We start from the raw sequence: 25,729 nt of genomic DNA, 5'->3' as shown, positions 1-25,729 counted from the left end.
CCTGATCGCCATCACACACACCTTCGTGTCGAATGTTTCGGAGCAAATTCCGAATGATTACGGGGAACTTAAACGGCTGTTGTGATCGACGTCAAGATGCTCTTGGGTAGATCTCATTCCGGTTTCGAAGACCGTCCGCTAGCATCTCCGCCATGAGCACCGCCCGAGAACCACGTCTGCGCAGCGAGAACGGCTCCTCACCGACCGGGGCCACCCTCGCTGAGATCGCCCGCGCCGCAGGGGTGTCAGCCCCGACAGTTTCGAAGGTTCTCAATGGACGATCGGACGTGGCTCCGGCCACCCGGCTCCGTGTCGAGGAACTCCTCCAGCAGCACGAGTACCAGCCGCGGCGGCGCAGCGGCCCCGCCCCGGCCTCGCTGATCGACCTGGTCTTCCACGAGCTGGAGAGCCCCTGGGCGATGGAGGTCATCCGCGGGGTGGAGGCCGTCGCCCGCGACGAGAACCTGTCGCTGGTGGTCTCCGAGTCGGCCGGACGACTGAGCCCCGGCCAGAGCTGGGTCGACGCGGTGCTGGCCCGGCGCCCGGTCGGGGTGATCCTGGTCCTGTCCGACCTGGACCAGGCCCAGCGCGACCAGTTGACCAGCCGCGGTATCCCTTTTGTGGTGATAGATCCGGCCGGCGACCCGGGCCGGGACGTGCCCGCCATCGGCGCCACCAACTGGCAGGGCGGCCTCAGCGCCGCCCGCCACCTGCTCGAACTGGGACACCGCAGGATCGGCGTGATCAGCGGCCCGGCCCGGATGATGTGCAGCCGGGCCCGGGTGGACGGCTACCGCGCCGCGCTCGACACGGCCGGGGTGCCCTTCGACGAGAGCCTGGTCACCGAGGGCGACTTCCACCACGAGACCGGCTACACCGCGGGGCTGGAACTGCTCTCCAGGCCGGACCGGCCGACCGCCATCTGCACCGGCAACGACCTGCAGGCGCTCGGCCTCTACGAGGCCGCCCGGGAGCTGGGACTGAGCATCCCGCAGGACCTCAGCGTGGTCGGCTTCGACGACCTGCCGCTGGCCCGCTGGGTCGGCCCGCCGCTGACCACCGTCCGCCAGCCGATCATGGAGATGGCGGAGTCGGCCGTCCGACTGGTCCTGGACCTGGCCCGCGGCGCCGCCCCGGCCACCCGCCAGTTGGACCTGGCCACCAGGCTGATCGAGCGGAGCAGCACGGCCGCGCCGTCGGTCTGACCCACCGTCTCTTTTGTCTCTTTTGCCCGTTTTCTGCGCTCCAGTCCCGCCGAACCGAGGTGCCTCCGCCATGCCGACCGCACGGAACCCGCTACTGCCCGGCTTCTTCCCGGACCCCAGCGTCTGCCGCGTTGGCGAGGACTACTACCTGGTCAACTCGTCCTTCCAGTACTTCCCGGGCCTGCCGCTGCACCACAGCCGGGATCTGGTGCACTGGCGGCCCGCCGGCCATGTCCTGGACCGTCCCGAACAGCTCCCGCTGGACCGGATACGCCCCTCCGGCGGCCTATACGCGCCGACCATCCGGCACGACGGCAGCCGGTTCCACGTGGTCTGCACCCTGGTGGACGGCACCCTGCCGGGACGGCAGGGCAACTTCGTGGTCTCGGCGGAGGACCCGGCGGGCCCCTGGAGCGACCCGGTCTGGCTGCCCGAGGCGCCCGGCTTCGACCCCTCGCTCTTCTTCGACGAGGACGGTTCCGCGTACCTGCTGGGCACCCGTCAGATCGTCGGCGCCGAGCCCGCGGGCCGCACCGAGATCTGGCTCCGCCCGATCGACCCGGGCAACGGCTGGGCGTTCAGCGGTCCGGAGACCGTGCTGTTCTCCGGCGCGCTGGTCGACGCGGTCTGGGCCGAGGGACCGCACCTCTACCGCCACGACGACGGCTACCTGCTGCTGCTCGCCGAGGGCGGCACCGCGGACGACCACGCGATCACCGCGGCCCGCGCCGAGCGGATCACCGGCCCGTACCGCAACTGCCCGCGCAACCCGCTGCTGACCCACCGGCATCTGGGCTCCGGCCAGGCGGTCACCGGGGTCGGCCACGCCGACCTGGTGCAGACCCAGCACGGCGACTGGTACGCGGTGCTGCTGGCCACCCGTCCGCTGACCGCACCGGACGGCGAACCGCACGACCTGCTCGGCCGGGAGACCTTCCTCGCCCGGGTCGACTGGCAGGACGGCTGGCCGCTGTTCTCCGCCGGGGTCGGCCAGGTCGAGCCGCAACTGGAGGTCCGGCTGACCGGGGCCTCCCCGGCCGGGGCCGGCGGCCCCGACGCGGCCCCCGCGGCCGACGGACGCGACGACTTCCCCGCCCCCGCCCTCGCCCCGCACTGGAACCTGCTGCGGACGCCGTACCGGCCGGTCCACCGGCTACCGGGCACCGGGCTCCGGCTGCCGCTGCTGCCGGAGACGGTCACCGAGCGCGCCTGCCCGGCCCTGGTCGCCCGGCGGCTGCAGCACCACCGCTTCGAGGCCGAGACCGTGGTCCACTTCACCCCGGCCGCGCCCGGCGAGGCGGCCGGGCTGGTGCTGCTCCAGGACGAGGACCACCAGCTGCGGCTGCTGCTCGGCGCGGACGCCGGTCTGCGACCGACGCTCACCCTCACCGAGCGCCGGGCCGGCCAGGAGACGCTGCTGGCGAGCGCCCCCGCCCCGGGCGGCTCACCGCTGCGTCTGACCGTCCGCGCCGAGGGGCTGCGGCTGCACTTCGGTTACCAGAACGTTGTCTTCGCGGAGGCCGACGCCACCGTTCTGAGCACCCGCACCGCCGGCGGATTCACCGGCGCGTACATCGGCCTCTACGCCACCTCGCACGGCGTGCCCGGTTCGGCGAACCACGCCGACTTCCCCTGGTTCCGCTACTCGCCGCAGCCCTGACCGGGCGTCATCCCCTGGCCCGAGTCGGACGCGCGGACCTCCGGTTGGACCGGGCACTCGGCGACGACCTCCTGGGTTCCCGGTCGGAGTCCTAGCCAGGCTCCGGGACCATCCGGTGCAGACCCTTGCGGTCGTAGTAGGAGGCGGTGGCCAGGCCGAAGGCCAGAGCCACCAGCACCCCGACGCCGATCATCACCCAGGCCCGGGTGAGGCCGGCCCCCGCACGGGCGTCGAAGTAGAGGATGGCCCGCACTCCCCCGCTGAGCTGCCGCATCGGCTCGAACACCGCCAGCCAGCGGTAGAAGCCCGGCAGGGCCTCCAGTGGGACCGTCGCCCCGGAGGAGGGCAGGGCCAGCACGATGAAGACGAACATGCTGACGAGCTGTCCGATGCCGCCGAAGGCCGCGTTGATGGCCTGCACCCCCAGCCCCACGGTGGCGCTGGCGCAGAACGAGAACACCCAGAGCAGCCACAGGTGCGAGGCGTCCATGCCGAGCACCACCACGCACGCCAGCATGATGAGCGCCGACGTCAGTGCGGCGACGACCACCGACATGACCCACTTGACCAGCAGGGTCCTGGTCCGGTTGATCGGCACCACCGGACGGCGGGTGTGCCAGGGGCCGATCTCGCTGTCCGCGTAGCCCAGGCCGACGTCCACGCCGTTGCTGATCACATTGCCGCCCATGAAGCCGGCCAGCACCAGCAGCAGGGTGTAGTAGAAGGCGGTCAGGCCGAGCCCGCTGTGGGTCCCGATCGGGTGGCCGACCTGCACCGAGACGCTGATCGGGTCGGCCAGCAGCAGCCGTGCGGCGCTGCTGGCGGTCCCGGCGGCCACGGTGGGAGCAGCGGCGGTCAGGGACCTGCCGAGCTCCAGCGAGGCCTGGTGGGCGGCGGTCTGGTTGATGGTGCTGGCGAAGGACGAGGCCAGGCTGCCGACGCCAGGATTGGTGAGGACGTCCACGATCGGCCGCGCCGGGGTCCCGCCCCCGGTGCTGCCGAGCGCGGCCACCGCCTCGGTGAAGCCGGCCGGCACCTCCAGCACCCCGTCCAGCTTGCCGGAGGCCAACTGCCGCTCGGCGGCGGCCAGGTCCAACCGCCGCCAGGAGGCCTGCGGCTTGGAGTCGGCGGCGTTGGCGATCGAGTCGGTGATCTGCGCGCCGAGGTTGGCCTGCCGCCCGCCCAGCTCGCCGCCGCGGTCGGCGTTGACCAGACCGACCGGCAGCCGGTGCAGGTTCCCGTTGGGGTCGACGATGCCGCCCATGTAGAGGAGCGAGAGCAGCAGGACCACGAGCGTGACGATGACGGTGGGAAAAATCCAGATCTTGGGGTTGCGCAGCACCTGGAGCGGGCGCACCTGTCCCGGCCGCGACCGGCCCGGGGGGCGGAGAGGGGAAGACATGGCGCTCCAGGGGCTTCAGTGGTCGGCCCGGGCAACGTAACCGCTGACGCCGCGCGGACCGGGCGCCCCGCCCGGCCCGCGCGGCGGTTCCGCCCGTCTGGCCGAGCGGGCGTCTGGTTGGATGGACGGCCGGACCCACCGCCCCCGACCCCACGGAGCCCCCTTGACCAGCGCCTCCGCCCACCCGCCGGCCCACCGGACCGCCCACCCGGCAGCCCACCCGACCGCGTACCCGCCGGAGATCCGCGCCGCGCTGGCCGCGCACACCACGCTGACCCTCGCCTACGCCGACGCCGAGGGCCCCGGGGCCTGCGCCGTGCTGTACGCCTGCGCACCGGACAGCTCGCTGGTCCTGGTCACCTCCCGCAGCACCCGGCACGGCGGCGCCCTGGCCGCCGACGGTTCGGCAGCGTTCACCGCGCAGGCCGACGGTCAGGACTGGCTGTCGCTGACGGGAATTCAGGGGCGCGGTCGGTGCGAGCTGCTGACGGGTGATCAGCGAGAGGCGGGCTGGGCCGCCTATACCGCCAGGTTCCCCTTCGTCGCCGACGATCCGCGTCTGCGCGAGGCACTGCGGCGCACCGACCTGTGGGCCCTGCGGCCCAGTTGGCTGCGGCTGATCGACAACGGCCGGGGATTCGGCCACAAGCAGGAGTGGTCCGCCTGAGGAAGGCGGACCTCTGCGGCCCGCACCGGCTCAGCCCCCCGTCGGCCGCATCCCGTCCACGAAGACCGCGAGCGTACGTGCGCAGGCCTCCCGGTCCCCGGCGAACTCGACCGCCCTGGACGCGCCGACCAGCAGCGCCTTGAGCTCCGCGACGCCCAGGTCCGCCCGGACCGCGCCGACCGCCTGGGCCCGGCCCAGCAGTTCCTCCAGGGCCGCGGTCAACTCCCCGGCGATTCCCGAGGTCACCCCCTGGACGTCGACACCGGCCTGTTCCATCGCGTCCGCGAATGCGTTCTTCGCCGGGGCCTGATCGACGACCAGGGTGAAGAACTCGAAGAACGCCGGGCCCGGCTCCGCCGCGGTGGACAGCGCCCTGGCCTGCTCCCCGAGCCGCTCGAACCGCCCCAGGAAGACCGCCGCCAGCAGGGCCTCCTTGGTGGGGAAGTGCCGGAAGACGGTGCCGATCCCGACACCGGCCTGCCGGGCGATCTCCTCGGTGGACGCCCCGGTCCCCTTGGCGGCGAAGACCTCCTCGGCCACCGCCAGCAGCCGCTCCCGGTTGCGCCGGGCATCGGCACGCAGCGGGCGGACCGGCGCCCCGGACGCCACAGGCACAGCAGGCACAGCAGGCACAGCAGGCACAGCAGGCACAGCGGACGCGGCAGGCGCAGCAGGCGTGGGATCGGACGTCATCGGGTCCCGCCTTCGGTCGATCCCTGGACAAACGGAGTAGCCAGTCCGTATCGTGTAATCGGAGTCACAACTCCGATTCTAGCCGGATCTGCCCAGGAGGAGCCATGTCCGCGCCAGCCCGCACCCCGCGCCAGGCCTTCGAAGCCCTCATCGACCACATCACGGCCCGCCGGTGGAAGGAGATCCCCGACCTCTACGCCGAGGACGCTCGCGTCGAGATCCCCTTCGACCTGCCCGCACCGACCACGATCACCGGCCGCGAGGCGCTCCGCCGCCGCTTCACCGGCGCCTCCGCCGCCGGCCAGGACATCGAACTGCAGGCCCACAACGTCCGGGTGCACGAGACCGCCGACCCCGAGGTGATCGTCGCCGAGTTCGACTATCGCGGACGCGTCCCCTCCACCGGTCGCAGCTTCGACGTGGCCAACATCCAGGTCCTCACCGTCCGGGACGGCCTGATCGTGGCGACCCGCGACTTCCACGACCATCTGGCACTGGCCGCCGCCGGCGGCCAACTCCCCGCTGTGCTCGCGGCACTGGACTCCGCGAGCACTGCGAGCACCCCGGAGCGCTGAGCGCCGGTCGGGCCTCCTGCGCCAGGTCTCACTCCTGCGGCGGCTGCCACGGGGACAGGCCGGTCCCGCGGTCCAGGCGCAGCCAGCGGGTGATGCCGACGCCGTGCAGGAACGGCAGGTCGTGGCCGGCCACGACCAGGGCGCCCTGGTAGGAGGCGAGCGCCGTGGACAGCTGGCGCACGCTGGACAGGTCCAGGTTGTTGGTGGGCTCGTCCAGCAGCAGCAGTTGCGGGGCCGGTTCCGCCAGCATCAGCGCGGCCAGGGCGGCCCGGAAGCGCTCGCCGCCGGAGAGGGTGGCGACCTGCTGGTCCGCCCGGGCGCCGCGGAACAGGAACCGGGCCAGCCGGGCCCGGATCTGGTTGTCGGTGGCGGACGGGGCGAAGCGGGCGACATTGCCCACCACCGACAGGTCGTCGTCGAGCACGTCCAGCCGCTGCGGAAGGTAGCGCAGCGGCACCGCCGGATCCACCTCGCCGGACAGCGGGTCGAGTTCGCCGACCAGCGTGCGCAGCAGCGTGGTCTTGCCCGCGCCGTTGCCGCCGACCAGGGCGATCCGCTCGGGGCCGCGCAGGTCCAGGTCGAGCGCCACGCCTTCGGCGGCGTAGCGGGTGCGTAGCCCGCGGACCGTCAGCACGGTGCGCCCGGCCGGGACCTCGCTGGCTGCCAGGTCCACCCTGATCTCGGCGTCGGCACGGACCGCCAGTTCGGCCCCGGCCAGCCGCTCCCTGGCCTCGGCCACCTTCTCCTGCTGCTGGATCCGCAGCTTGCCCGAGGAGACCTGGGCCTGCCGCCTGCGCTCGTTCATCACGATCCTCGGCTCGCGCTTGCTGTCGTACTGCTTCTGGCCGAAGCGCTTCCGCCGGGCCAACGTGACCTGGGTGTCCACCAGTTCGCGCTGCTGGCGGCGGACGTCGGCCTCGGCGACCCGGACCATCCGCTCGGCCGCCTCCTGCTCGACAGCCAGCGCCTCCTGGTAGGCGCTGAAGCCGCCGCCGTACCAGTGCACCGAGCCGTCGCGCAGATCGGCGATCCGGTCCACCCGCTCCAGCAGCTCCCGGTCGTGGCTGACCACGACCAGCGCGCCGCGCCAGGAGGCGACGACGTCGTAGAGCCGCTCGCGGGCGTCAAGGTCCAGGTTGTTGGTCGGCTCGTCCAGCAGCAGCACCTCGGGCTGCCTGAGCAACTGCCCGGCCAGGCCCAGCAGTACGGCCTCGCCGCCGGAGACCTCGCCGACGGTGCCGCCCAGGCGCACGGCCCGGAGCCCGAGCCGGTCCAGGGTGGCCCTGGCCCGCTCCTCGACGTCCCAGTCGTCGCCGACTACGGCGAAGTTCGCCTCGGTGGCCTCACCGCGCTCGATGCCCAGCAGCGCCGCCCGGGTGTCCGCGATGCCCAGCACCTCGGCCACCGGCAGGGCCGCGTCCAGTACCAGGTTCTGCGGGAGGTACCCGAGGGCGCCGGTGACGGCCACGCTGCCGGCGTCCGGGCTCAGTTCACCGGTGAGCAGCCGCAACAGGGTGGACTTGCCGGAGCCGTTCAGCCCGACCAGACCGGTCCGGCCGGGGCCGACGGCCAGGTCGAAGTCCTTGAACAGGATGCGGCCGTCCGGCCAGCCGAAGCCGAGTCCGGAGCAGACCAGCGAGGCGGCGGGGGTGGTGGGGGTGTGCACGGTATGAGACATGGAGCGGCTCCCGGTGTCGGTGTGAGTGGCGGCACGGAGGGAGACACCGACAGCCCCGCAGGCAGGCACACACTGCGGGAGCAGCTATGGCAGAACTGCCACGAACGACAGAGCTGCCACGAACGACAACGCCGCCCAGGAACAGGGAGGGCATGGCTGATCGCCGAGTCGGACTGGGGCACGCGAGCACGATGGCTGCGGTGTCTCCGGACTCAGACGAGCAACGGCCTTCTCCTGTCGGGCGGCTTCAGGTACTGCATCAGGCTAGGCGGGCCCCGGTGCGGCCGCAAACGGTTTTACGCACGACAGCCGCACCCGCGCCGGCCGTCAGCCCACTCTGGACGTCGGGGTCGGTGACGTCGACGGCACCGATGGCTCCGACGGCGACGTCCTGCCGACCACCGGGGTGCCGGCCACCGGGGTGCCGACAACCGTCGTCCCGACCACCGGCGCCTTGCCGGGCGGCATCGGCCCGGCCGTCGCCAGCACTCTGGCGTACGCCCCCAGCGCCGCCACCAGGACGACAAGGATCACCAGCCAGCGCAGGTGCATCCGGGCCGGCAGGCTCAGCATCCAGGGCAGCGCCCCGCCGGACGGGGCCCGTCCGGCGCGGCGGTTGCGGTTGACGCGCCGGCTCAACGACGCCTCCTTCGGTTGACGGGACGCGAGTGCGGACGGGTACGGCCGATGTCGTCCCGGTAGGCCAGCAGTTCCAGCGGCATGTCGAAGGCGACCACGGCGACCGTCTGCGGGCCGTACTCGCTCGGCCTGGTGTAGCGGGCGATGAAGCGCTCCGAACGCAGCGAGCCCTCCAGCACCTCGACGTCCGTGCCCAGCGCGGGGATGCCCACGGCCTGGATCCGGGTGCCGTGCTGCTCGGACCAGAAGCGCGGTACCGGGGTGAACCGGGCGGCGCGGTCCGGGCCGCGCAGCAGCGAGTCGGCGGCGTGCTGGCCCATCTCGACTGCGTGGATCAGGTGTTCGACCCTTCGCGGCTGCGCGTCGAAGCGCGGATTGGGCCAGCGGGCCACGTCCCCGGCCGCGACGATATTGGGGTGCGACCGGCCCCACACGTCCACCGCGTGGCAGGTCGGGTCGCAGAGCACACCGTCGGAAACGTCGAGCCCGCTGCCGCGCAGCCACTCGGTCCGCGGCTCGCTGCCCAGCCCGAGCACCACGAAGTCGCAGTCCAGCACCGCTCCGTCGGTCAACCGCAGCCGCAGCACGTCGCCGTGGTCCTGCCAGTCGGTGATCTCGGTGCCGAGCCGGACGTCGACGCCGGCCCGGCGCTGGATGTCGCCGACCACCGTGCCCACCTGACTGCCGAGCACCCGGCGCAGCAGCGGGGCGCTGTGCACCACCAGGGTCACGTCCATGCCGTGTTCCCGTGCGGTGCAGGCCAGTTCGCAGCCGACGAAGCCGCCACCGAGAATCACCACATGGTGCGCGCGGGCGGCGTGCATGGCCCGCCGTACCGCGTCGGCGTCCGCCAGGGTGCGGATGGTGCGCACCCGCTCGCTGAAGACCGGCGCCTCGGGCAGCCGCTTGGCGTCCACACCGGTCGCCAGCACCAGCCCGTCGTAGGGCAGCCGCTCCCCTCCGCGCAGTTCCAGGGTGCGCTTCTCGACGTCCAGGCCGACCAGCCGGGTGTCCAGCAGCCAGTGCGCGTCCAGCGTCTCATCGGCCCGGAAGACCAGGTCGTCCTCGTCCAGCGCGCCCGCCAGGTACTGCTTGGACAGCGGCGGCCGGCTGTAGGGGCGGCGGGTCTCCTCGCCGACCAGGACCAGCTCGCCGTCGAAGCCGCGGTCCCTGAGCCTGGTCGCGGCGCTCAGCCCGGCCAGGCCGCCGCCGGCCACCACGATCCGCCTGCGGCTCGACCGCGAGGCCGATCCGCTCCGCAACGGGCGGCCCGAGGCCCGGCGTTCGGCGGAACCGCCGCCCGGGGCCTCGCCGCCGCGGATCGCGATGGCCTGCATCGGGCAGCAGCGCACCGCCTGCCGGGCCTGGGCCGCGAACTGTGCGGGCACGCTGCGGGTGTAGTGCAGCGAGCCGCCCTCGGAGATCCGGAAGACCTCCGGCGCCTCCTGCTGGCAGATGCCGTAGATGTGGCAGCGGTTGTTGTCCACGCTGACCCGGACCGGCTCGGCCTCCGGGACCAGCACCGGGCGGGCGAGGTCGAAGGAGTCGGCCGGGACCGGCGCGGGCCGCACTTCGGACGGCGGGACCGGCAGGTGCTGGACCGGGTGCGGGCCGACCGGGTACTGCTGGGGCGGGTACTGCTGGGACGGCATCGGGACCGGCTGCTGGGGCTGGACCGGCACCGGGTACCAGTGACCGGGCTCGGGCCGGCCCGGCTGGAGTTGAGGATGGCCGGCCCGGGGCCGGCCGGGCTGCGGGGGCGGACAGGCCGCCTGCGGATAGCCGGAGTGGGAGTCCGTCATCGGCCGACCCCCTCACCGGCGGGGAAGGCCCGCTGCCGCAGCCGGGACCGCGAGGGGAAGGCGCGGATCAGGAAGGCGAACAGGCAGGTGCCGGCCCCTGCGGCGACGCCGATCGCCACCAGGTTGTCGTGGCGCGGTTCGGGGTGCACCAGGAAGACATGCAGCCAGATCAGCGCGAAGGCGACATAGGCGAGTTGATGGAACCTCAGCCACCGGTGGTAGCCGAGCCGCCGCTGCAGCCAGACCGAGCAGCCGACGGCGACGGCGAGTTCGGTGCCGAGGATGCCGAGCCCCACCGGGAGCCGCTGCACCCCGCCGGTGAACGGAACGGTCAGTTCGCGCGCGCCGATCTGCCAGATCGGCTGGTACACGAACGTGAAGCCGTGCAGCGCGCCGAATATCAGGGCGGAGAGCGCCAGCACCATATGGGCGCCGTAGAAGGTCTGCCGGTTGACGGCGCGTTGCATGAATCTGAGTCGCAGCACAGCGCCGAGGACGATGGTGGCGACCATCAGTACATAGGCGATCAGCGCGAAGACCCGGGCGATCATGTGCACACCCGGGTCGTAGCTGACACCCTTGTCGTAGGCGTCCAGCGGTGAGCCGGGAATCGGCGCGACGGCGGCCGCCGCCGCTTCGGCGTGTGCGGGGGACGGTGCGAGAAGAGCGGGGACGACGAACCCCAGCAGCACGAGGACGAGCGCTGCCGTGACGGGGGGAGCGATCCGTCGGCGGCTGCTCGGGGGCGCAGCCGTTCGCTCTCCGAAAGATCGGAGCATGTCCTGGACTCCTTGCGTCGGCGCGCCCCGGAAACCCGGCAGGCAAAGGCCCGGATTAACGCCCGGCGGAGATCCGAATGGGTATTCACCCTTTCTGCACAATAATGTGACACGGATCCGGGCAAGGTGTGTCCGATCCCTTTCCCCGGAAGGGCGCGCTGCTTCGGGGGGAGGCTACACCACCGGATCGCGCCTGGTCGAAGCCGACCGGACAGGCCACGCCCAAGCAGGAGAAAACGGGATATAGGCAACTATTCCCGGGAAATCAACAATGCCCTGCGGCGCAATCGAACAATGATTCCCGGCGGATCAATTACCAGCCGATGCCCTGGAAATTCCCAGATTCCCGGGAAGGCCGCGAGTCCGGCGCGGCAGGCGGTACCGGGTCTCGCGTGGGCGCGTCGGCACGACCATGACGGCCTCCCGCGCTCCCGGCTGGAGGAGCCGGCGGTCCGCATAGCGTTCATCTTCATCCCAATGCAACGAACAGGTGCGCGCCGTTGCACTGCAGCGCACAGCCATTGCAACGAAATTATGCCATTAACCTGTACTGATTGGCTTCTGAAGCAACATGACCATTGCGCGATCCATGAACGCTACGTAGCGTTTCTCCTGTCAGAAACGAGCAACGCAGACGGAGAACACCATGCAGACGTTCAAGACCCCCGCCCCGATCACCGCCGTCCTGGAGATCCCCGCGGGACGCATCCAGTTCATCGCCGCCGACCGGACCGACACCAGGGTCGAGATCCTCCCGGCCAAGGCATCGAAGAGCCGGGACGTGAAGGCCGCGGAACAGACCTCGGTCGCATACGCCGACGGCGTCCTGCGGATCCAGGGCCTGACCAGGAACCAGTACCTCGGACCCAGCGGATCCGTCGAGGTCACCGTCCAACTGCCCGCCGGCTCCCGGGTCGAGGCCCGCACATCCGGCACCGAACTGCGGGTCGTCGGCCGACTGGGCGACGTCGCCTTCGACGGCGCCTATCGCGAGATCAAGATCGACGAGGCCGCGAGCATGCGTCTGACCGCGGTCGACGGTGACGTCGAGGTCGGCCGGCTCACCGGTCCCGCGGAGATCAGCACCGCCCGCGGCGACATCCGGATCACCGAGGCCGAGAACGGCGCGGTGGTGCTCAGTACCCAGATGGGCGACATCTCGGTCGGCGCGGCCGTCGGGGTCTCCGCCTCCCTGGACGCGAGCACCGGCCACGGCCGCGTCAGCAACGCCCTCAAGAACGACGGCACCACCGGCCTCGACATCCGCGCCACCACCGGCATGGGCGACATCAGCGCCCGCAGCCTCTGACCCGAAGGCCCCGGCCCGAGGCCCGACCCTGATCCGCAGTCCCTGACCTGCTGCCCCAGAAGGAGTACCCACCATGAGCAACCTGGCCATCGCGGCGAACGGGCTGCGCAAGTCCTACGGCGACAAAGTCGTCCTGGACGGCGTCGACCTGAACGTCCCGGAAGGAACGGTCTTCTCCCTGCTCGGCCCGAACGGCGCCGGCAAGACCACCGCCGTCAAGATCCTCTCCACGCTCGTCTCCGCGGACCCCGGCTCCGGCAGCATCCACGTCGGCGGCCACGACCTGAGCACCGATCCCCAGGCCGCACGCGCCGCGATCGGAGTCACCGGCCAGTTCTCCGCCGTCGACGGCCTGATCACCGGCGAGGAGAACATGCTGCTCATGGCGGACCTGCACCACCTCTCCAAGCGCGAGGGCCGCCGCACCGCCGCCGAACTGCTGGAGCGCTTCGACCTGGTGGAGGCGGCGAAGAAGCCCGCCTCCACCTACTCCGGCGGCATGAAGCGCCGACTGGACATCGCCATGACCCTGGTCGGCAACCCGCGGATCATCTTCCTCGACGAACCCACCACCGGCCTGGACCCGCGCGCCCGCCACAACATGTGGCAGATCATCCGCGAACTGATCACCGACGGCGTCACCGTCTTCCTCACCACCCAGTACCTGGACGAGGCCGACGAGCTCGCCGACCGCATCGCGGTACTCAACAACGGCACGATCGTCGCCCAGGGCACCGCCGAGGAGCTGAAGCGGCTCATCCCCGGCGGACACGTGCGGCTCCGCTTCACCGACCCGGCCGCCTACCAGAACGCCGCCGCCGTCCTGTCCGACGCCGCACCGGACGACGAGGCACTGGCACTCCAGCTCCCCAGTGACGGCAGCCAGCGCGAACTGCGCTCCGTCCTGGACCGGTTGGACTCGGCCGGCATCGAGGCCGACGAGCTGAGCGTGCACACCCCCGACCTCGACGACGTGTTCTTCACCCTGACCGGCGCCGGCGCCGGCATCCCCGCCCAGTCCAAGGAGAACGTCCGATGAGCACCCTGCCCCTCGCCGTACGCGACTCGACCACCATGCTGCGCCGCAACCTGCTGCACGCCCGGCGCTACCCGTCCCTCACCCTGAACCTGCTGCTCACCCCGATCATGCTGCTGCTGCTCTTCGTCTACATCTTCGGCAATGTGATGAGCGCGGGGATCGGCGGCGGCACCGGCCGGGCCCACTACATCGCCTACATCGTCCCCGGCCTGCTGCTGATGACCATCGGCAGCACCACCATCGGCACCGCGGTGTCCGTCTCCAACGACATGACCGAGGGCATCATCGCCCGCTTCCGCACCATGGCCATCCACCGCGGCTCCGTGCTGATCGGGCACGTCGTCGGCAGCGTGCTGCAGTCGGTCGCCAGCGTGGTGCTGGTGGGTGCGGTCGCCGTCGCCATCGGCTTCCGGTCCACCGGCGCCGGCGTCCTGGAGTGGCTGGCCGCCTTCGGGCTGCTGGTGCTCTTCGCCACCGCCCTCACCTGGATCGCCGTCGGCATGGGCCTGGTCAGTCCGAACGCCGAGGCCGCCAGCAACAACGCGATGCCGCTGATCCTGCTGCCGCTGCTGTCCAGCGCCTTCATCCCGGTCCACACGATGCCCGGCTGGTTCCAGCCGATCGCCCAGTACCAGCCGTTCACCCCCGCCATCGAGACCCTCCGCGGCCTGCTCCTCGGCAGCCGGATCGGCAACAACGGGTGGCTCGCCGTCGTCTGGTGCGTCGGACTGACCGTGCTCGGCTACTACTGGTCGAAGGCGAAGTTCGACAGCGATCCGGAGTGACCCGGACGACCACGCGGGCCGCGTCCCGCAGCCCGTCCCCAGGACGCAGTCGTCCCCTCCCAGGGCGGCGTACACCGACACCGCGTCGGAGTACGCCGCCCTGTCGGTTCTCCCCCGGGGCCCGGCCCGGCTCCGGCGCGCCCACGGTCCTGACAAACGGTCATATGGGATAAATGGTTCAGCTGCGGGGTGTCGTGGCCCCCGCCTGGACTCTGCGAGGAGCACGCACATGGCGGATATCGGCGACGTGATGGACCTGGTGCCGTCGTGGAAGCGGCAGGTCGGGGTGTCGGCGGCGGTGCTGCCCGGCGAGCGCGTGGACGCGGTGGCCGTCGGCGAGGTGCTGGGGGTCCCGGTGGCCGCGCCGGTGGCGGACCAGGACTGGCTGGGGCTGAGCTCCGCCGGGCTGCGGGCCGCCGGGATGGACGGGAGCGTCGGTCGGACCCTGGCCTGCCCGGTGCCCGGCGGCGGCCTGGCGGTGCTCTACGGGGTGGGAGCCGTGGAGGACGCCGACGCACGGGCGCTGCGGGACGCCGGGGCCGCGCTCGCCGCGGCGGCGAAGGACTACAGCCGGATCGCCCTGGTGGTCCCCGAGGGGACCACCGGCGCCGATGCCGCCGAGACGGCCGCGCAAGCGCTGGTGGAGGGGGTCGTGCTGGCCCGCTACGGCTATCCGGTGCTCAAGCGGCCGACCGCCGATCCCGAGCTGGAGTCGCTGGTGCTGCTGGCCGCCGAGGCCCGGTTGCCGGCGGTGGCGCAGGGCGCGGAGCGCGGCCGGGTGCTGGCCCGGACCCAGTCGCTGGCCCGGGACCTGGCCACCTGCCCGCCGAGCATCATGACCGCCGAGGTGCTGGCCCGGATCGCACCGCGGCTGGCCGCGGACTGCGGGTTCACCGCCGAGGTCTTCGACCGCGCGCAGCTGCGGCAGTTGGGCTGCGGCGGCCTGCTGGGGGTGAACGCGGGCAGCACGGACGAGCCACGGATGATCAAGGTCAGCTATGCTCCTTCCGACCGTCAGGCCGCATCGCTGGCGCTGGTCGGCAAGGGGATCATGTACGACTCGGGCGGCATCAGCCTCAAGCCCAGCGACGCCGTGCACGCCACCATGAAGAACGACATGTCCGGCGCCGGCGCCATCCTGGCGGCGATGACCGCGCTGGCGGCGCTGGCCTGCCCCACCGCCGTGACCGGCTGGCTGATGTGCACCGACAACATGCCGTCCGGCAGCGCGACCAAGCTCGGCGACGTGCTGACCATCCGCGGCGGTTCCACCGTCGAGGTGCTGAACACCGACGCCGAGGGGCGGCTGGTGATGGCGGACGCGCTGGTGCTGGCCACCGAGGAGCCCTGCGACGCGATCGTCGACATCGCCACCCTCACCGGCGCCAGCATGCGCGCCCTGGGCGCGGAGATCGCCGGACTGTTCGGCAACGACCAGCCGCTGGTGGACCAGGTGCTGGCCGCCGCCCGGCACACCGACGAGCCCTGCTGGCAGCTGCCGCTGGCCCGGCGCTACCGCGCCGAACTGGACTCCGACGTCGCCGACATCAAGAACATGGGCGGCCCCAACGGCGGCGCGATCCATGCCGCCCTGTTCCTCGAGGAGTTCGTCGGCGAGCGCCCCTGGGCGCACATCGACATCGCCGGGCCCGCCCAGAACGACAGCCCGAAGTCCTGGCGTCCGCGCGGCTGCACCGGCTTCGGCGCCCGGCTGCTGACCCGGCTGGCCCTCGACTTCAGCAAGCCCAAGCCCAAGCCGTAGCGGTAAGCCGCGCGGCCGGCCATCCGTACGCCGCACCCGAAAGCGCTCTACGTCGCGGCACCGAGCGCATAGGCGGCGACATACCCCAGCGCATTGGTCGCCCAGTGCAGCCCCATGGGGGCGAGCACACTGCCGGACCTGCGCCGCAACTCGCAGAAGACCACACCGGACGCCGCGGTGAACAGCACCGCCCCGGCGTCGGCCAGCACCGCGCCGAGAACCGAGTGGCCGAAGAGCGAGCCCAGTACCGGCTTGTCGGTGTTCAGGTGGAGCGAGGGCAGGATGTGCCACAGCCCGAACAGCAGTGAGGACACCCCGGTGGCCCAGTAGACGCCGCGGAGGCGCAGCAGCAGTCCGTACAGCACGCCGCGGAAGGCGGTCTCCTCCAGCAGCACCGTCCCCAGCGGCACTTCGACCAGGACCCGGTACGCGACCTGACCCCCCGCCAGGGTGTCCGTCCGCTGGTCGGCGAAGAGCCCCCGGGTCGGCGGGAACAGCGCACCGACCAGGTAGACGGCGGCGACGATCCCGATCACCGCCAGCGCCCAGCGCGTCCCGCGCGGAACGCTCTCCGGGGCCAGCCCGGCCAGCTCGGCGCCGCCCCGGGCCCCGCTCCGGGCCCCGTCGCCGGCCCAGTACGCGATGCCGAGCAGCACGATCACCACGACCACCGCCGTGAGCAGCCCCCAGGCGTGCAGCCAGCGGTTGTTGAGCAGGTTGGTGAGCACCAGCAGCACCACGGTGACGCTGAGCGCGGCCCCGTCGCGCACGGATGCCCCCTGACGGTTGGTTGGATTTGGAGCAACACGCCGGACATATCACTCAAATATTAATGAAAGCACCTAAAGTCGGCAGAGGCTTTCAATGACACCAGCTTCAATCGTGCGCCGATCGGAAGGCGGGGTCGCTGTGTCGCAGCAGGAACCCGAAGAGCTGCCCGAGGAGCACCCCCCGCCCGGGGCGCACCGCGTCCCCCCGCGCCCGCACCGGACCGTGCGCCGGCGCCCGGACTGGGGCGGGCTGCTCGTTGCGGCGGTGTTCTACTGGCTCTCCTTCACCCCGTCGCTGCTGCCCCGGCCGTGGTGGCTGCAGGTGCTCGCGGCGGCGGTCACCGCCACCATCGGCTACGCCCTCGGCGCGCTGATCGCCCGGATCGTGCGGATCTGGTTCACGCCCCCCGCCCGGTGGCGGCACACCGCCTGGTGGGCGCTGGGCATCGGGGTCACGGCCGCCGTGGTCGTGACCACCGCCTGGAGCGTGACCTGGCAGGGCGACTCGCGCCGCGCTGTGGGCATGGACCCCCGGGTGACCTGGTGGCAGTGGGCCCTGGTGCCGCCGATCGCGGTGCTGCTGTCCGCGCTGCTGGTGCTGATCGGACGTTCGCTGCGGCTGGCGAGCGGCACCGCGGCGCGCTGGCTCGGCCGGATCCTGCCGCCCAGGCTGGCTGCGGCCTGTGCGGTGGTGCTGGTGGCCGTGCTGGTGATCGGCATCGGCCAGGGGTTCCTGCTCCGCGGGGTGCTCAACGTCGCGGAGAGCAGTGCCGAGCTGGCCAATGACGCGACCTCGCCCGGCATCGTGCAGCCCACCCTGCCCACCCTCTCCGGCAGCCCCTCCTCGCTGGAGACCTGGGACAGCCTGGGGGCCAAGGGACGCGACTTCGTCGGCCAGGTCCGCACCCGGGCCCAGCTCACCGCGTTCAGCGGCAGGCCGGCCGAGGACCCGGTCCGGGTCTATGTGGGGCTGCGGTCCGCGCCGACCCTGGCCGACCGGGCCAGGCTGGCCGTCTCCGAACTGGAGCGTACCGGCGCGTTCAAGCGCAAGGTGCTGGCGGTGATCAGCACCACCGGCAGCGGCTGGATCAACCAGAACATCGCCAACCCGCTGGAGTACATGTACGACGGCGACAGCGCGCTGGTCGCCATCCAGTACTCCTATCTGCCCAGCGCGTTGTCGGTGCTGACCGAGGACGAGGCCGCGCACGCGGGCCGGGCCCTGTTCGACGCCGTCTACGCCCGGTGGTCCTCACTGCCGGCCGCCAGCCGCCCCAAGCTGCTGCTCGCCGGCGAGAGCCTCGGCTCCTACGCCACCGAGCGGGCCTTCGACGGCAGCCTGGACGAGCTGACCTCGCGGTCCGGCGGGGCGCTGCTGCTCGGGCCGACCGCCGACAACCCGCTCTGGCAGAACGTCAGCAACGGGCGTGACAGCGGGAGTCCGCTCTGGCACCCGATCTACCAGCAGGGACGGACGGTGCGCTGGAGCCAGGTCCCCGCCGATCTCGCCCGGCCGGCCGAGCCGTGGTCCACCCCGAGGGTCCTCTACCTCCAGAACGGCTCGGACCCGATCACCTGGTGGACCACCGACCTCATCCTGCACCGCCCCGGCTGGCTCAGGGGGCCGCGCGCGACCGATGTCTCCAGCGGGATGCAGTGGTACCCCTTCGTCACCTTCTGGCAGGTCACCTGCGACCTGCTCGGCGCGGACAGCGTCCCGATCAACCACGGCCACCGCTTCGGCACCCTGCCGGTCGACGGTTGGGCCGCCGTCGCCCAGCCGCCCGGCTGGACGGCGCAGGACACCGAGAGACTGGACGCCCTGCTGCAGCAGTGACGGGGCGTGACGGTCCATGATGGTGGGTGCACGGATTCGACGACGGAGTGGATGACATGCCTCTTGAGGGTGAGTACGAACCGAGCCCGGCGAAGTGGGTACGCGAGCAGGTGGAGCTCTACGAGAGCTCCGGCGGGACCGAGGGGACGACCCTGCGGGGCATGCCCGTCGTCATCCTCACCACGCGCGGCGCGAAGAGCGGCAAGATCCGCAAGACCGGGCTGATGCGGGTGGAGCACAACGGCACCTACGCCGTGGTCGCCTCCCAGGGCGGCGCGCCCACCCACCCGGTCTGGTACCACAACATCACCGCCGACCCGCACGTCGAGCTCCAGGACGGCCCGGTCCGCCAGGACATGACGGCCCATGAGGCCACCGGCGCCGAGCGCGACGAGTGGTGGGCCCGCGCCGTCCAGGCCTACCCGGACTACGCCGACTACCAGAAGAAGACCGACCGGGTGATCCCGGTCATCGTCCTCAGCCCGTCCGCGTAGCCTCCGCCTGTCCGAGTAGCCTCAGCCGGGTCCGGGGCGCCGCCGCCGCGGCGGCGGCGCCCCGGACCAGCGGGGCCTGCGGGGCCGACCTGCGGGCATTCGCGTCCATCGGGGCCGTTACAGTACCTGAATGGCAAATCTACGGGAGCAGATCCTCACCGAGCTCGGCGTCAAGGCGACCATCGTGCCCGAGGCCGAGGTCCGGCAACGGGTCGACTTTCTCAAGGCGTATCTGCGGGCGACCCCGGCCAAGGGCTTCGTACTGGGGATCAGCGGCGGCCAGGACAGCACGCTGACCGGCAGGCTGTGCCAGCTCGCCGCCGAGGAGCTGCGGGCCGAGGGGCACGAGGCCACCTTTGTCGCGGTGCGGCTGCCCTACGGCGTCCAGGCCGACGAGGACGACGCGCAGATCGCGCTGGACTTCATCCGGCCCGACCGCACCGTCGCGGTGAACGTCAAGCCGAGCGCGGACGCCGTCGCCGCCGAGTCGGCACTGGGCCTGGCGGAGCTGCTGGGCGACGCCCCCAAGCTGCGGGACTTCGTCCGCGGCAACATCAAGGCCCGCGAGCGGATGGTGATCCAGTACTCGATCGCCGGACAGCTGAACCTGCTGGTCGTCGGCACCGACCACGCCGCCGAGGCGATCACCGGCTTCTTCACCAAGTACGGCGACGGCGGGGTCGACATCACCCCGCTGTCCGGACTGACCAAGCGTCAAGGAGCAGCTCTACTCCAGGAGTTGGGCTCTCCGGCGAGCGTCTGGAAGAAGGTGCCGACCGCCGACCTGGAGGACGACCGGCCCGCCCTGCCGGACGAGATCGCGCTCGGGCTGACCTACTCCGATCTCGACGACTACCTGGAGGGCGTCGACGTCACCCCGGAGCTGGCGGCCAAGGTGGAGTCGGGCTACCTGGCGACCCGGCACAAGCGGGCCGTCCCGGTCTCCCCGCTGGACGACTGGTGGCAGCGCTGAACACCGTGTCCGCACAGGACTGGATCCTCCGCGCCGCCGAGCCCGGCGACGTCGAAGTGATCGCCGAGCTCCGCGCCGTCGTGATGCGTCCCGACCTGGAGCGGTTGGGGCGCTTCGACGAGCAGCGGGTCCGCGACCGGTTCCGGGACTCCTTCTCCCCGCGTCACACCTGGGTGATAGTCGCCGGCGGCTCCTTCGCGGGCAGTGTCACCCTGCGCGCGGCCGACGACGGACGGTGGCTGGAGCACTTCGTCCTGGCACCGGAACAGCAGGGCCGCGGCCTCGGCAGCGCCGTGCTGGCATCACTGCTGGCACGGGCGGACACGGACCGCGCCACCGTCCGCCTGAACGTCCTCAACGGCAGCCCGGCCCAACGCCTGTACGAACGCCACGGCTTCACCGTCGAGGACGAAGGCCCCATCGACGTCCATATGGCGCGGACACCGGTCTGCCGGGATCCCGGGTAGGGTGCGGCGGTGCGGCGCCCCCTTGTGCATGCACTGTCATCGGGTGCATGGTCCTCCGAGGAGCTGGGCTGGTCATGATCGGCGGAGGGCAGTCGGATGCGTGGATGGGGCCTGCTGCACAGACTCGGGGTGCTGGGCGGTGCCGCCGCCCTGCTGGCGGCGGCGCTCGGGGCGGGGGCGGGCGCCGGGTCCGCGGTCGCCGCTGACGCGCCGATCGAGACGGGGTACCAGAACCCGGTCACCGCGCTGCCGCCGGTGAGCCGGCCGCCGACGCCGCACTGCACAGTGACGGTGATGCGGAACGACTTCGGCAACACCATCGGCTCGCCGCCCTACACCGGCACGGTCACCCCGCCGGCGGACTGCCCGGGGCCGTGGAACAAGGTGGTGCTGGACTGGTCCGGCAGTGTGCAGGGCCGCCAGTACGACCGGCTCGCGGGCGTCTGGATCGGCGGCGCCGAGGTGCTGCGCACCAGCACGCCGGAGCCGACCGCGGCCGGGATCAGCTGGCACCTGGAGAAGGACGTCAGCAGCTTCATCCCGCTGCTGCGCACCGCCCAGCCGCTCGCGGTCTCCCTGGGCAATGTGGTCGACTCCACCTACACCGGCGTCTACCGCATGACGCTGACCCTCACCTACTACCGGTCCGACCGCCGCCACCCGGCCGCGCAGACCGCCGACCAGGTGCTGCCGCTGTCCGAGGACACCGCGGCAACAGCGGGGACGGCGGCAACAGCGGGGACGGCGGGCTATGCGAGCTGGTACTCGCTCAACCCGGGGCAGTCCGCGACCAAGACGGTCACCCTGCCGCGCAACCTCACCGGTGTGCAGTTGGAGGTCTACGCCCGGGGCGGTGGCTGCGACGAGCAGTGGTTCGACTCGGTCCCGTCCGACCTGGCCGCCAAGTACCCGGACTACCTCTGCGGCGGCGGGGCCTACCGCGAGGTGCAGGTCTCGGTGGACGGCAGGCCCGCCGGGATCGCCCAGCCCTATCCGGTGGTCTACTCGGGCGGCATCGTGCCGACCCTGTGGCGGCCGATCCCGGCGGTGGACCAGTTCGTCACCCAGGCCTACGACATCGACCTGACCCCGTTCGCGGGCACGCTGGTCGACGGCAAGCCCCACACCATCACCATCACCCCCTACAGCGCCGCCGACACCTGGACCGTGGACGGCACCCTGTTCCTGGACACCGACCACGGCGCGGCCCGCACCCACGGGGCGCTGAGCTCCGACACCCTGGGGCTCTCCCCCGCCGTCAGCACCACCGAGACCCCGGGCAGCGGCGGCACCACCGTGGTCGGCACCACCGCGCAGCGGGACTGGCAGACCTCGGGCTGGCTGCAGACCTCGCACGGACGGGTCGTCACCACCGTGTCCCAGCACGCCGTCTACAGCAACCGCGACGCGGTCTCCTCGGGCGGGCAGCGGCAGTTGATGGCCCAGCAGGAGTACGGCTCCACGACCGTCGCCGCCAGCGGCCGATCGACGACCCGGCAGGCCTGGTCGTACCCGGTCACGGTGGACTCCGACGTCCCGCTCTACACCGACGGCAACAACTACTCCCTCTCGGCCACCGTCTCCCAGGGCCGGATCCTGGTCGACAGCGTCCGCGCCGGCACCGGCGACCACGGATCCTGGCGGCCCACCGCGGTCACCGACGACCGGGTCGACGCCACCGGCGTCCTGGCCCGCACCGCCGGGGTCACCACCGCGGCCGACGGCACCGACTCCGAGCACTACCTGGGCACCACCGACACCGGCGGCTGCTACGACCGCAGCATCACCGCCGCCCACGGCTACGTCACCGCGGACCGGCAGCTCCCCTGCGGTTGGAGCGCCCTGGCCGCCGTCCGGTGGACGAGACCGGGGTCCGTCCACATCTTGCCTTCCTTCGCCCCTTGACCCTGCCACCGTGTCAGGGCCCAACCTCGAGAGCACCATGTTCACCATCGGAGACTTCGCCAGGCACGGACGTGTGTCGATCCGGATGCTCAGGCACTACGACAGCATCGGCCTGCTGCACCCGGCCCGGGTGGATCCGTCCAGCGGGTACCGCTTCTACGAGGCGGCGCAGCTGTCCCGGCTCAACCGGATCGTCGCGCTGAAAGACCTCGGTTTCACGCTGCAGCAGGTGCAGACGATCCTCGACGAGGAGGTCAGCGCGCCGGAGCTGCGCGGGATGCTGCGGTTGCGGCGAGCCGAGCTGGAGGCGGCCATCGCGGACGCGGCGGCCGGCCTGGTCCAGGTCGAGGCGAGGCTCCGGTCGATCGAGAGTGAGGGCGCCATGCCCCAGGAAGACGTCGTCATCAAGAGCCTGCCCGCACTGCGGCTGGCCGAGCTGAGCGGTACGGCCGCGAGCTTCAGCCCCGACGCCATCGGCCCGCTGGTAACCCGGATGTTCGACGAGCTGTGCGCGCACACCGGCGCCGCCGGGATCACCCCGGTCGGACCCGGCACCGTGTACTACGAGACCGGCGACGCCCTGGACGCGGGCGTGGTGGTGCACGCCGGCCTCCCGGTCGGCGCGGGGGTCACCGCCGGACCGGGCTTCGAGGTGGTCACCCTGCCCGCGGTCGAGCAGGCCGCGACCATCATGCACCGCGGCTCCATGGACGGGGTGCTGAGCACCAGTCAGCTGCTGGCCCGCTGGGCCGAGGCCCACGGCTACCGCTTCCAGCGGCACGCCCGCGAGATCACCCTGAACCACTCGGAGAATCCCGACGAGTGGGTGACCGAACTGCAGGCGCCGGTGGTCCCGGCCTGACCGAGGAAGCGACCGCGCCCGTACCGTCAGTCGAAGTTCAGGCTGCCGGTACGGGTGCGCTTCAGCTCGAAGAAGTCCGGGAAGCCGGCCAGCGCCCGGGCCCCGTCGAAGATCATGGCGGCCTGCTCGCCGCGCGGGATCGAGTTGAGCACCGGACCGAAGAAGGCCACCCCGTCGATGTGGATGGTGGGCGTCCCCACATCCTCGCCGACCGGGTCCATCCCCTCATGGTGGCTCTTCCGCAGCACGGCGTCGTAGGCATCGCCGTCCGCCGCGGCGAGCAGTTCCGCCGGCAGCCCCACCTCGGCCAGCGCCTCTGCGGCCACCGCGCGGTAGTCCTTGTTCCCGCCCTTGTGGATCCGGTTGCCCAGCGCGGTGTAGAGGCCCTCGTACACCCCCTCCCCGTGCTGCTCCCCCGCAGCGGTGACGATCCGCGCCATCGCCAGCGAGTTGTCCACCAGCTCCCGGTACCACTCCGGCAGCTCCCGGCCCTCATTGAGCACAAACAGACTCATCGGCCGGAACCGCAGCTCCAACTCCCTGAGCTCACGCACCTCCAGGATCCACCGCGAGGTGATCCAGGCGAACGGACAGGCGGCGTCGAAGTAGAAGTCGACCTTTGCAGGCGTGGCGGGCGCGGCAGGCGATTCAGTGCTCGTCATGACCGTTGATCCTCTCAACCCTCAAACCGTGGATACCGACAGGACGACACTATCCGTATAGTTGCCCACCCATCAGGGCCAATAGACCTCCATGATCCTGCGCCAATTATGAGGTCCGTCGAGGTGTAGGAGGGTGGGGCCAGGGCTGCCTCGGTCGACTCGCACCGGCCTCAGGTGAGTTGCGCGCGATGGCGTTGGAAGAGGGCGAGGGCGGCGATGGTGGGGGCGTCCTTGATTCGGCCGTCGGCGATCAGCTGCCACACCTCGGGCTCGGGGAACCAGCGGCTGATCAGGCCTGCCTCGGTCTCGTCGAGATCGGTCCCGCCCGCGGTGAGGTCGGTGGCGAGCAGGACGTGACAGCCCTGGTCGGCGAAGCCGTAGGCCGCGAACAGGTGTCCCAGCGGCGTCATCGAACCAGCGGTCAGCCCGGTCTCCTCGGCGAGCTCACCGCGGGCCAGGACGAGCGGGTCGGCGTCCGGACGGCCCTCCCAGGAGCCCTGCGGGAACTCCCAGTAGCGGCCGCCGACCGTGTAGCGGTACTGCTCGACCAGGTGGAAGCCGCCGTCCGCGTACGGGACCACCAGCGCGAAGTCGGGCTTCTGCACCACTCCGTAGACGCCCTCGACACCGTCGTACCGCAGGGTCAGATCCTCACGGACGGTCATCCAGCGGTTGGCATAGACGACGGTGCTGCTGGTGGCGGTCAGTTCGTGCTCGGGCAGCGCCGAAACCGATGCTTCATCAGACATGCCCGCAGGCTAACCGATCACGTCACGGCGCCGATCGCTCAATTGCTCATGTCGACACTGGCCGAGGCGCCGCTGACGCCGACGGCTGCAGCGGAGACCGGTCCGGCCGCGCCGAGTCCGCGGCAACGCGCAGGGCGTCGAGGACCGGACGGATCAGCGGATGCCGCTCGGCTCCGCGCCGGACCGCCGCGAACACCCGCCGGGTCGCCGGATCCCCGGCCACCGGCAGCACCACCACCTCCGGCAGGTCCACCCCGCGCAGCGCCGAACGCGGTACCAGGGCCACCCCCGCGCCCGCCCCGGCCAGCGCGGCGACCGCGCGGAAGTCGTCCGAGGAGTGCGTCACCCGGGGCTGGAAGCCGGCCGACTCGCAGGCCAGCATCACCACGTCGTGGCAGGGGTTGCCGGCGTAGGGGCCGATCCAGGGCTCGTCGGCCAGGTCGGCCACATTCACCCGCTCGCCCCCGGCCAGCCGGTGGCCCCGGGGCAGCACCGCGTCGAACGGCTCCGCGTACAGCGGGACCCGGGACAGCCGCTGGTCGTCCTCGCGCGGCGCGCCCCGGTACTCGACCGCCACCGCCAGGTCCGCGTGCCCGTCCAGCACCATCATCAGGCTGGCGTCGCCCTCGGCGTCCCGCACCCGGATCCGGATGCCCGGGTCGGTCTCCCCCAACGCCGTCATCGCCGGGGCCACCACCGCGGAGATGCCGGTGGCGAAGGACACCACGGTGACCTCGCCCGCGTCGCCCGCGCCGTAGGCGGCGAGCTCGGCCTCGGCCCGCTCCAGCTGGGCCAGCACGGTGTTGCTGTGCGCCACCAGGATCTCCCCGGCGGCGGTCAGCCGGACCCCGCGGCCGTCGCGCACCAGCAGCTGGTGGCCCACCTCGTGCTCCAGCGCGGCCAGCTGCTGGGAGACGGCGGACGGGGTCAGATACAGCGCGGCGGCCGCGGCGGTCACCGTACGGTGGTCCGCCACGGCCCGCAGGGTGCGCAGCCGCCGGGTGTCGATCACACG

General features: G+C 71.9%; 24 protein-coding genes. 14 read left to right on the top strand and 10 right to left on the bottom strand.

The window, feature by feature from the left end; all coding sequences use genetic code 11:
- The first annotated feature begins 152 nt into the window (after positions 1 to 152).
- Positions 153 to 1,205, top strand: coding sequence for a LacI family DNA-binding transcriptional regulator (locus tag TR46_RS01140; RefSeq protein WP_042392023.1), 1,053 nt, complete (start codon positions 153 to 155; stop codon positions 1,203 to 1,205).
- A gap of 70 nt (positions 1,206 to 1,275) precedes the next feature.
- Positions 1,276 to 2,865 carry a glycoside hydrolase family 43 protein gene (locus TR46_RS01135; protein ID WP_042392021.1) on the top strand — a complete coding sequence of 530 codons (1,590 nt, stop codon included), beginning with the start codon at positions 1,276 to 1,278 and terminating at the stop codon, positions 2,863 to 2,865.
- A gap of 91 nt (positions 2,866 to 2,956) precedes the next feature.
- Here the strand turns inward: TR46_RS01135 and TR46_RS01130 are convergent, their stop codons facing one another.
- On the bottom strand, positions 2,957 to 4,267 hold the full coding sequence (locus TR46_RS01130; protein ID WP_042392019.1) for a YhgE/Pip domain-containing protein: 1,311 nt from the start codon (positions 4,265 to 4,267) through the stop codon (positions 2,957 to 2,959).
- Positions 4,268 to 4,430: 163 nt separating this feature from the next.
- On the opposite strand from TR46_RS01130, the gene TR46_RS01125 reads away from it, so the two are divergent.
- Positions 4,431 to 4,934, top strand: a complete 504-nt coding sequence (locus TR46_RS01125; RefSeq protein WP_236655161.1) for a pyridoxamine 5'-phosphate oxidase family protein — start codon at positions 4,431 to 4,433, stop codon at positions 4,932 to 4,934.
- Positions 4,935 to 4,964: 30 nt separating this feature from the next.
- Here the strand turns inward: TR46_RS01125 and TR46_RS01120 are convergent, their stop codons facing one another.
- Positions 4,965 to 5,558 carry a TetR/AcrR family transcriptional regulator gene (locus tag TR46_RS01120; RefSeq protein ID WP_236655160.1) on the bottom strand — a complete coding sequence of 198 codons (594 nt, stop codon included), beginning with the start codon at positions 5,556 to 5,558 and terminating at the stop codon, positions 4,965 to 4,967.
- A gap of 173 nt (positions 5,559 to 5,731) precedes the next feature.
- Between TR46_RS01120 and TR46_RS01115 the strand changes: the two genes are divergently transcribed.
- Positions 5,732 to 6,202 (top strand): nuclear transport factor 2 family protein, encoded by a 471-nt coding sequence (locus TR46_RS01115; RefSeq protein ID WP_042392016.1) that lies wholly within the window; start codon positions 5,732 to 5,734, stop codon positions 6,200 to 6,202.
- 28 nt (positions 6,203 to 6,230) lie between these two features.
- Here the strand turns inward: TR46_RS01115 and TR46_RS01110 are convergent, their stop codons facing one another.
- The 4 genes from TR46_RS01110 to TR46_RS37630 form a co-directional block, all read right to left on the bottom strand.
- Positions 6,231 to 7,880, bottom strand: a complete 1,650-nt coding sequence (locus tag TR46_RS01110) for an ABC-F family ATP-binding cassette domain-containing protein (RefSeq protein WP_042392006.1) — start codon at positions 7,878 to 7,880, stop codon at positions 6,231 to 6,233.
- Positions 7,881 to 8,207: 327 nt separating this feature from the next.
- The gene (locus TR46_RS01105) at positions 8,208 to 8,519 is read right to left on the bottom strand and encodes a hypothetical protein (protein WP_042392005.1); all 312 of its coding nucleotides are present in this window, start codon (positions 8,517 to 8,519) and stop codon (positions 8,208 to 8,210) included.
- On the bottom strand, positions 8,516 to 10,321 hold the full coding sequence (locus TR46_RS37635) for an FAD-dependent oxidoreductase (RefSeq protein WP_052432475.1): 1,806 nt from the start codon (positions 10,319 to 10,321) through the stop codon (positions 8,516 to 8,518). The genes TR46_RS01105 and TR46_RS37635 overlap by 4 nt, the downstream gene beginning before the upstream one ends.
- Positions 10,318 to 11,100, bottom strand: coding sequence for a ferric reductase-like transmembrane domain-containing protein (locus TR46_RS37630; RefSeq protein ID WP_152626244.1), 783 nt, complete (start codon positions 11,098 to 11,100; stop codon positions 10,318 to 10,320). Before TR46_RS37630 ends, TR46_RS37635 begins: the two co-directional genes overlap by 4 nt.
- Before the next feature lie 646 nt (positions 11,101 to 11,746).
- Between TR46_RS37630 and TR46_RS01090 the strand changes: the two genes are divergently transcribed.
- From TR46_RS01090 to TR46_RS01075, 4 genes are all read left to right on the top strand, one after another.
- Positions 11,747 to 12,409, top strand: coding sequence for a DUF4097 family beta strand repeat-containing protein (locus TR46_RS01090; RefSeq protein ID WP_042392003.1), 663 nt, complete (start codon positions 11,747 to 11,749; stop codon positions 12,407 to 12,409).
- A gap of 73 nt (positions 12,410 to 12,482) precedes the next feature.
- On the top strand, positions 12,483 to 13,448 hold the full coding sequence (locus tag TR46_RS01085) for an ATP-binding cassette domain-containing protein (RefSeq protein ID WP_042392000.1): 966 nt from the start codon (positions 12,483 to 12,485) through the stop codon (positions 13,446 to 13,448).
- A complete protein-coding gene (locus tag TR46_RS01080) occupies positions 13,445 to 14,233 on the top strand; it encodes an ABC transporter permease (RefSeq protein ID WP_042391997.1) in 789 nt (262 codons plus the stop codon). Before TR46_RS01085 ends, TR46_RS01080 begins: the two co-directional genes overlap by 4 nt.
- A gap of 229 nt (positions 14,234 to 14,462) precedes the next feature.
- Positions 14,463 to 15,995, top strand: coding sequence for a leucyl aminopeptidase (locus TR46_RS01075; protein ID WP_042391995.1), 1,533 nt, complete (start codon positions 14,463 to 14,465; stop codon positions 15,993 to 15,995).
- A gap of 47 nt (positions 15,996 to 16,042) precedes the next feature.
- On the opposite strand, the gene TR46_RS01070 is transcribed toward TR46_RS01075, so the two are convergent.
- Positions 16,043 to 16,765: a CPBP family intramembrane glutamic endopeptidase gene (locus TR46_RS01070; protein WP_042391992.1), complete on the bottom strand. Its 723-nt coding sequence runs from the start codon at positions 16,763 to 16,765 to the stop codon at positions 16,043 to 16,045.
- A gap of 139 nt (positions 16,766 to 16,904) precedes the next feature.
- On the opposite strand from TR46_RS01070, the gene TR46_RS01065 reads away from it, so the two are divergent.
- The 6 genes from TR46_RS01065 (at position 16,905) to TR46_RS01040 (ending at position 23,303) form a co-directional block, all read left to right on the top strand.
- Positions 16,905 to 18,602: an alpha/beta hydrolase gene (locus tag TR46_RS01065; RefSeq protein ID WP_201776357.1), complete on the top strand. Its 1,698-nt coding sequence runs from the start codon at positions 16,905 to 16,907 to the stop codon at positions 18,600 to 18,602.
- Positions 18,603 to 18,658: 56 nt separating this feature from the next.
- Positions 18,659 to 19,096: a nitroreductase family deazaflavin-dependent oxidoreductase gene (locus tag TR46_RS01060; RefSeq protein WP_042392230.1), complete on the top strand. Its 438-nt coding sequence runs from the start codon at positions 18,659 to 18,661 to the stop codon at positions 19,094 to 19,096.
- 130 nt (positions 19,097 to 19,226) lie between these two features.
- Positions 19,227 to 20,069, top strand: a complete 843-nt coding sequence (gene nadE / locus TR46_RS01055; protein ID WP_042391989.1) for an NAD(+) synthase — start codon at positions 19,227 to 19,229, stop codon at positions 20,067 to 20,069.
- A complete protein-coding gene (locus TR46_RS01050) occupies positions 20,066 to 20,536 on the top strand; it encodes a GNAT family N-acetyltransferase (RefSeq protein WP_042392227.1) in 471 nt (156 codons plus the stop codon). Before nadE ends, TR46_RS01050 begins: the two co-directional genes overlap by 4 nt.
- A gap of 96 nt (positions 20,537 to 20,632) precedes the next feature.
- Positions 20,633 to 22,441: a peptide-N4-asparagine amidase gene (locus TR46_RS01045; protein WP_042391987.1), complete on the top strand. Its 1,809-nt coding sequence runs from the start codon at positions 20,633 to 20,635 to the stop codon at positions 22,439 to 22,441.
- Positions 22,442 to 22,478: 37 nt separating this feature from the next.
- Positions 22,479 to 23,303 (top strand): MerR family transcriptional regulator, encoded by an 825-nt coding sequence (locus tag TR46_RS01040; RefSeq protein WP_042391984.1) that lies wholly within the window; start codon positions 22,479 to 22,481, stop codon positions 23,301 to 23,303.
- Between the two features lie 26 nt (positions 23,304 to 23,329).
- Here the strand turns inward: TR46_RS01040 and TR46_RS01035 are convergent, their stop codons facing one another.
- The 3 genes from TR46_RS01035 to TR46_RS01025 form a co-directional block, all read right to left on the bottom strand.
- Positions 23,330 to 23,965, bottom strand: coding sequence for a mycothiol-dependent nitroreductase Rv2466c family protein (locus tag TR46_RS01035; RefSeq protein ID WP_042391982.1), 636 nt, complete (start codon positions 23,963 to 23,965; stop codon positions 23,330 to 23,332).
- A 170-nt stretch (positions 23,966 to 24,135) separates the two neighbouring features.
- On the bottom strand, positions 24,136 to 24,714 hold the full coding sequence (locus TR46_RS01030) for an NUDIX domain-containing protein (protein WP_042391980.1): 579 nt from the start codon (positions 24,712 to 24,714) through the stop codon (positions 24,136 to 24,138).
- A gap of 46 nt (positions 24,715 to 24,760) precedes the next feature.
- Entirely contained in the window at positions 24,761 to 25,726 is a 966-nt protein-coding gene (locus tag TR46_RS01025) for a LysR family transcriptional regulator (RefSeq protein ID WP_084717692.1), read from the bottom strand.
- Between the last annotated feature and the right edge of the window lie 3 nt (positions 25,727 to 25,729).

Origin of the sequence: Streptacidiphilus carbonis, assembly GCF_000787775.1 — a bacterium.
GTDB lineage: Bacteria > Actinomycetota > Actinomycetes > Streptomycetales > Streptomycetaceae > Streptacidiphilus > Streptacidiphilus carbonis.
This window is presented reverse-complemented; position numbering and strand designations above follow the sequence as displayed.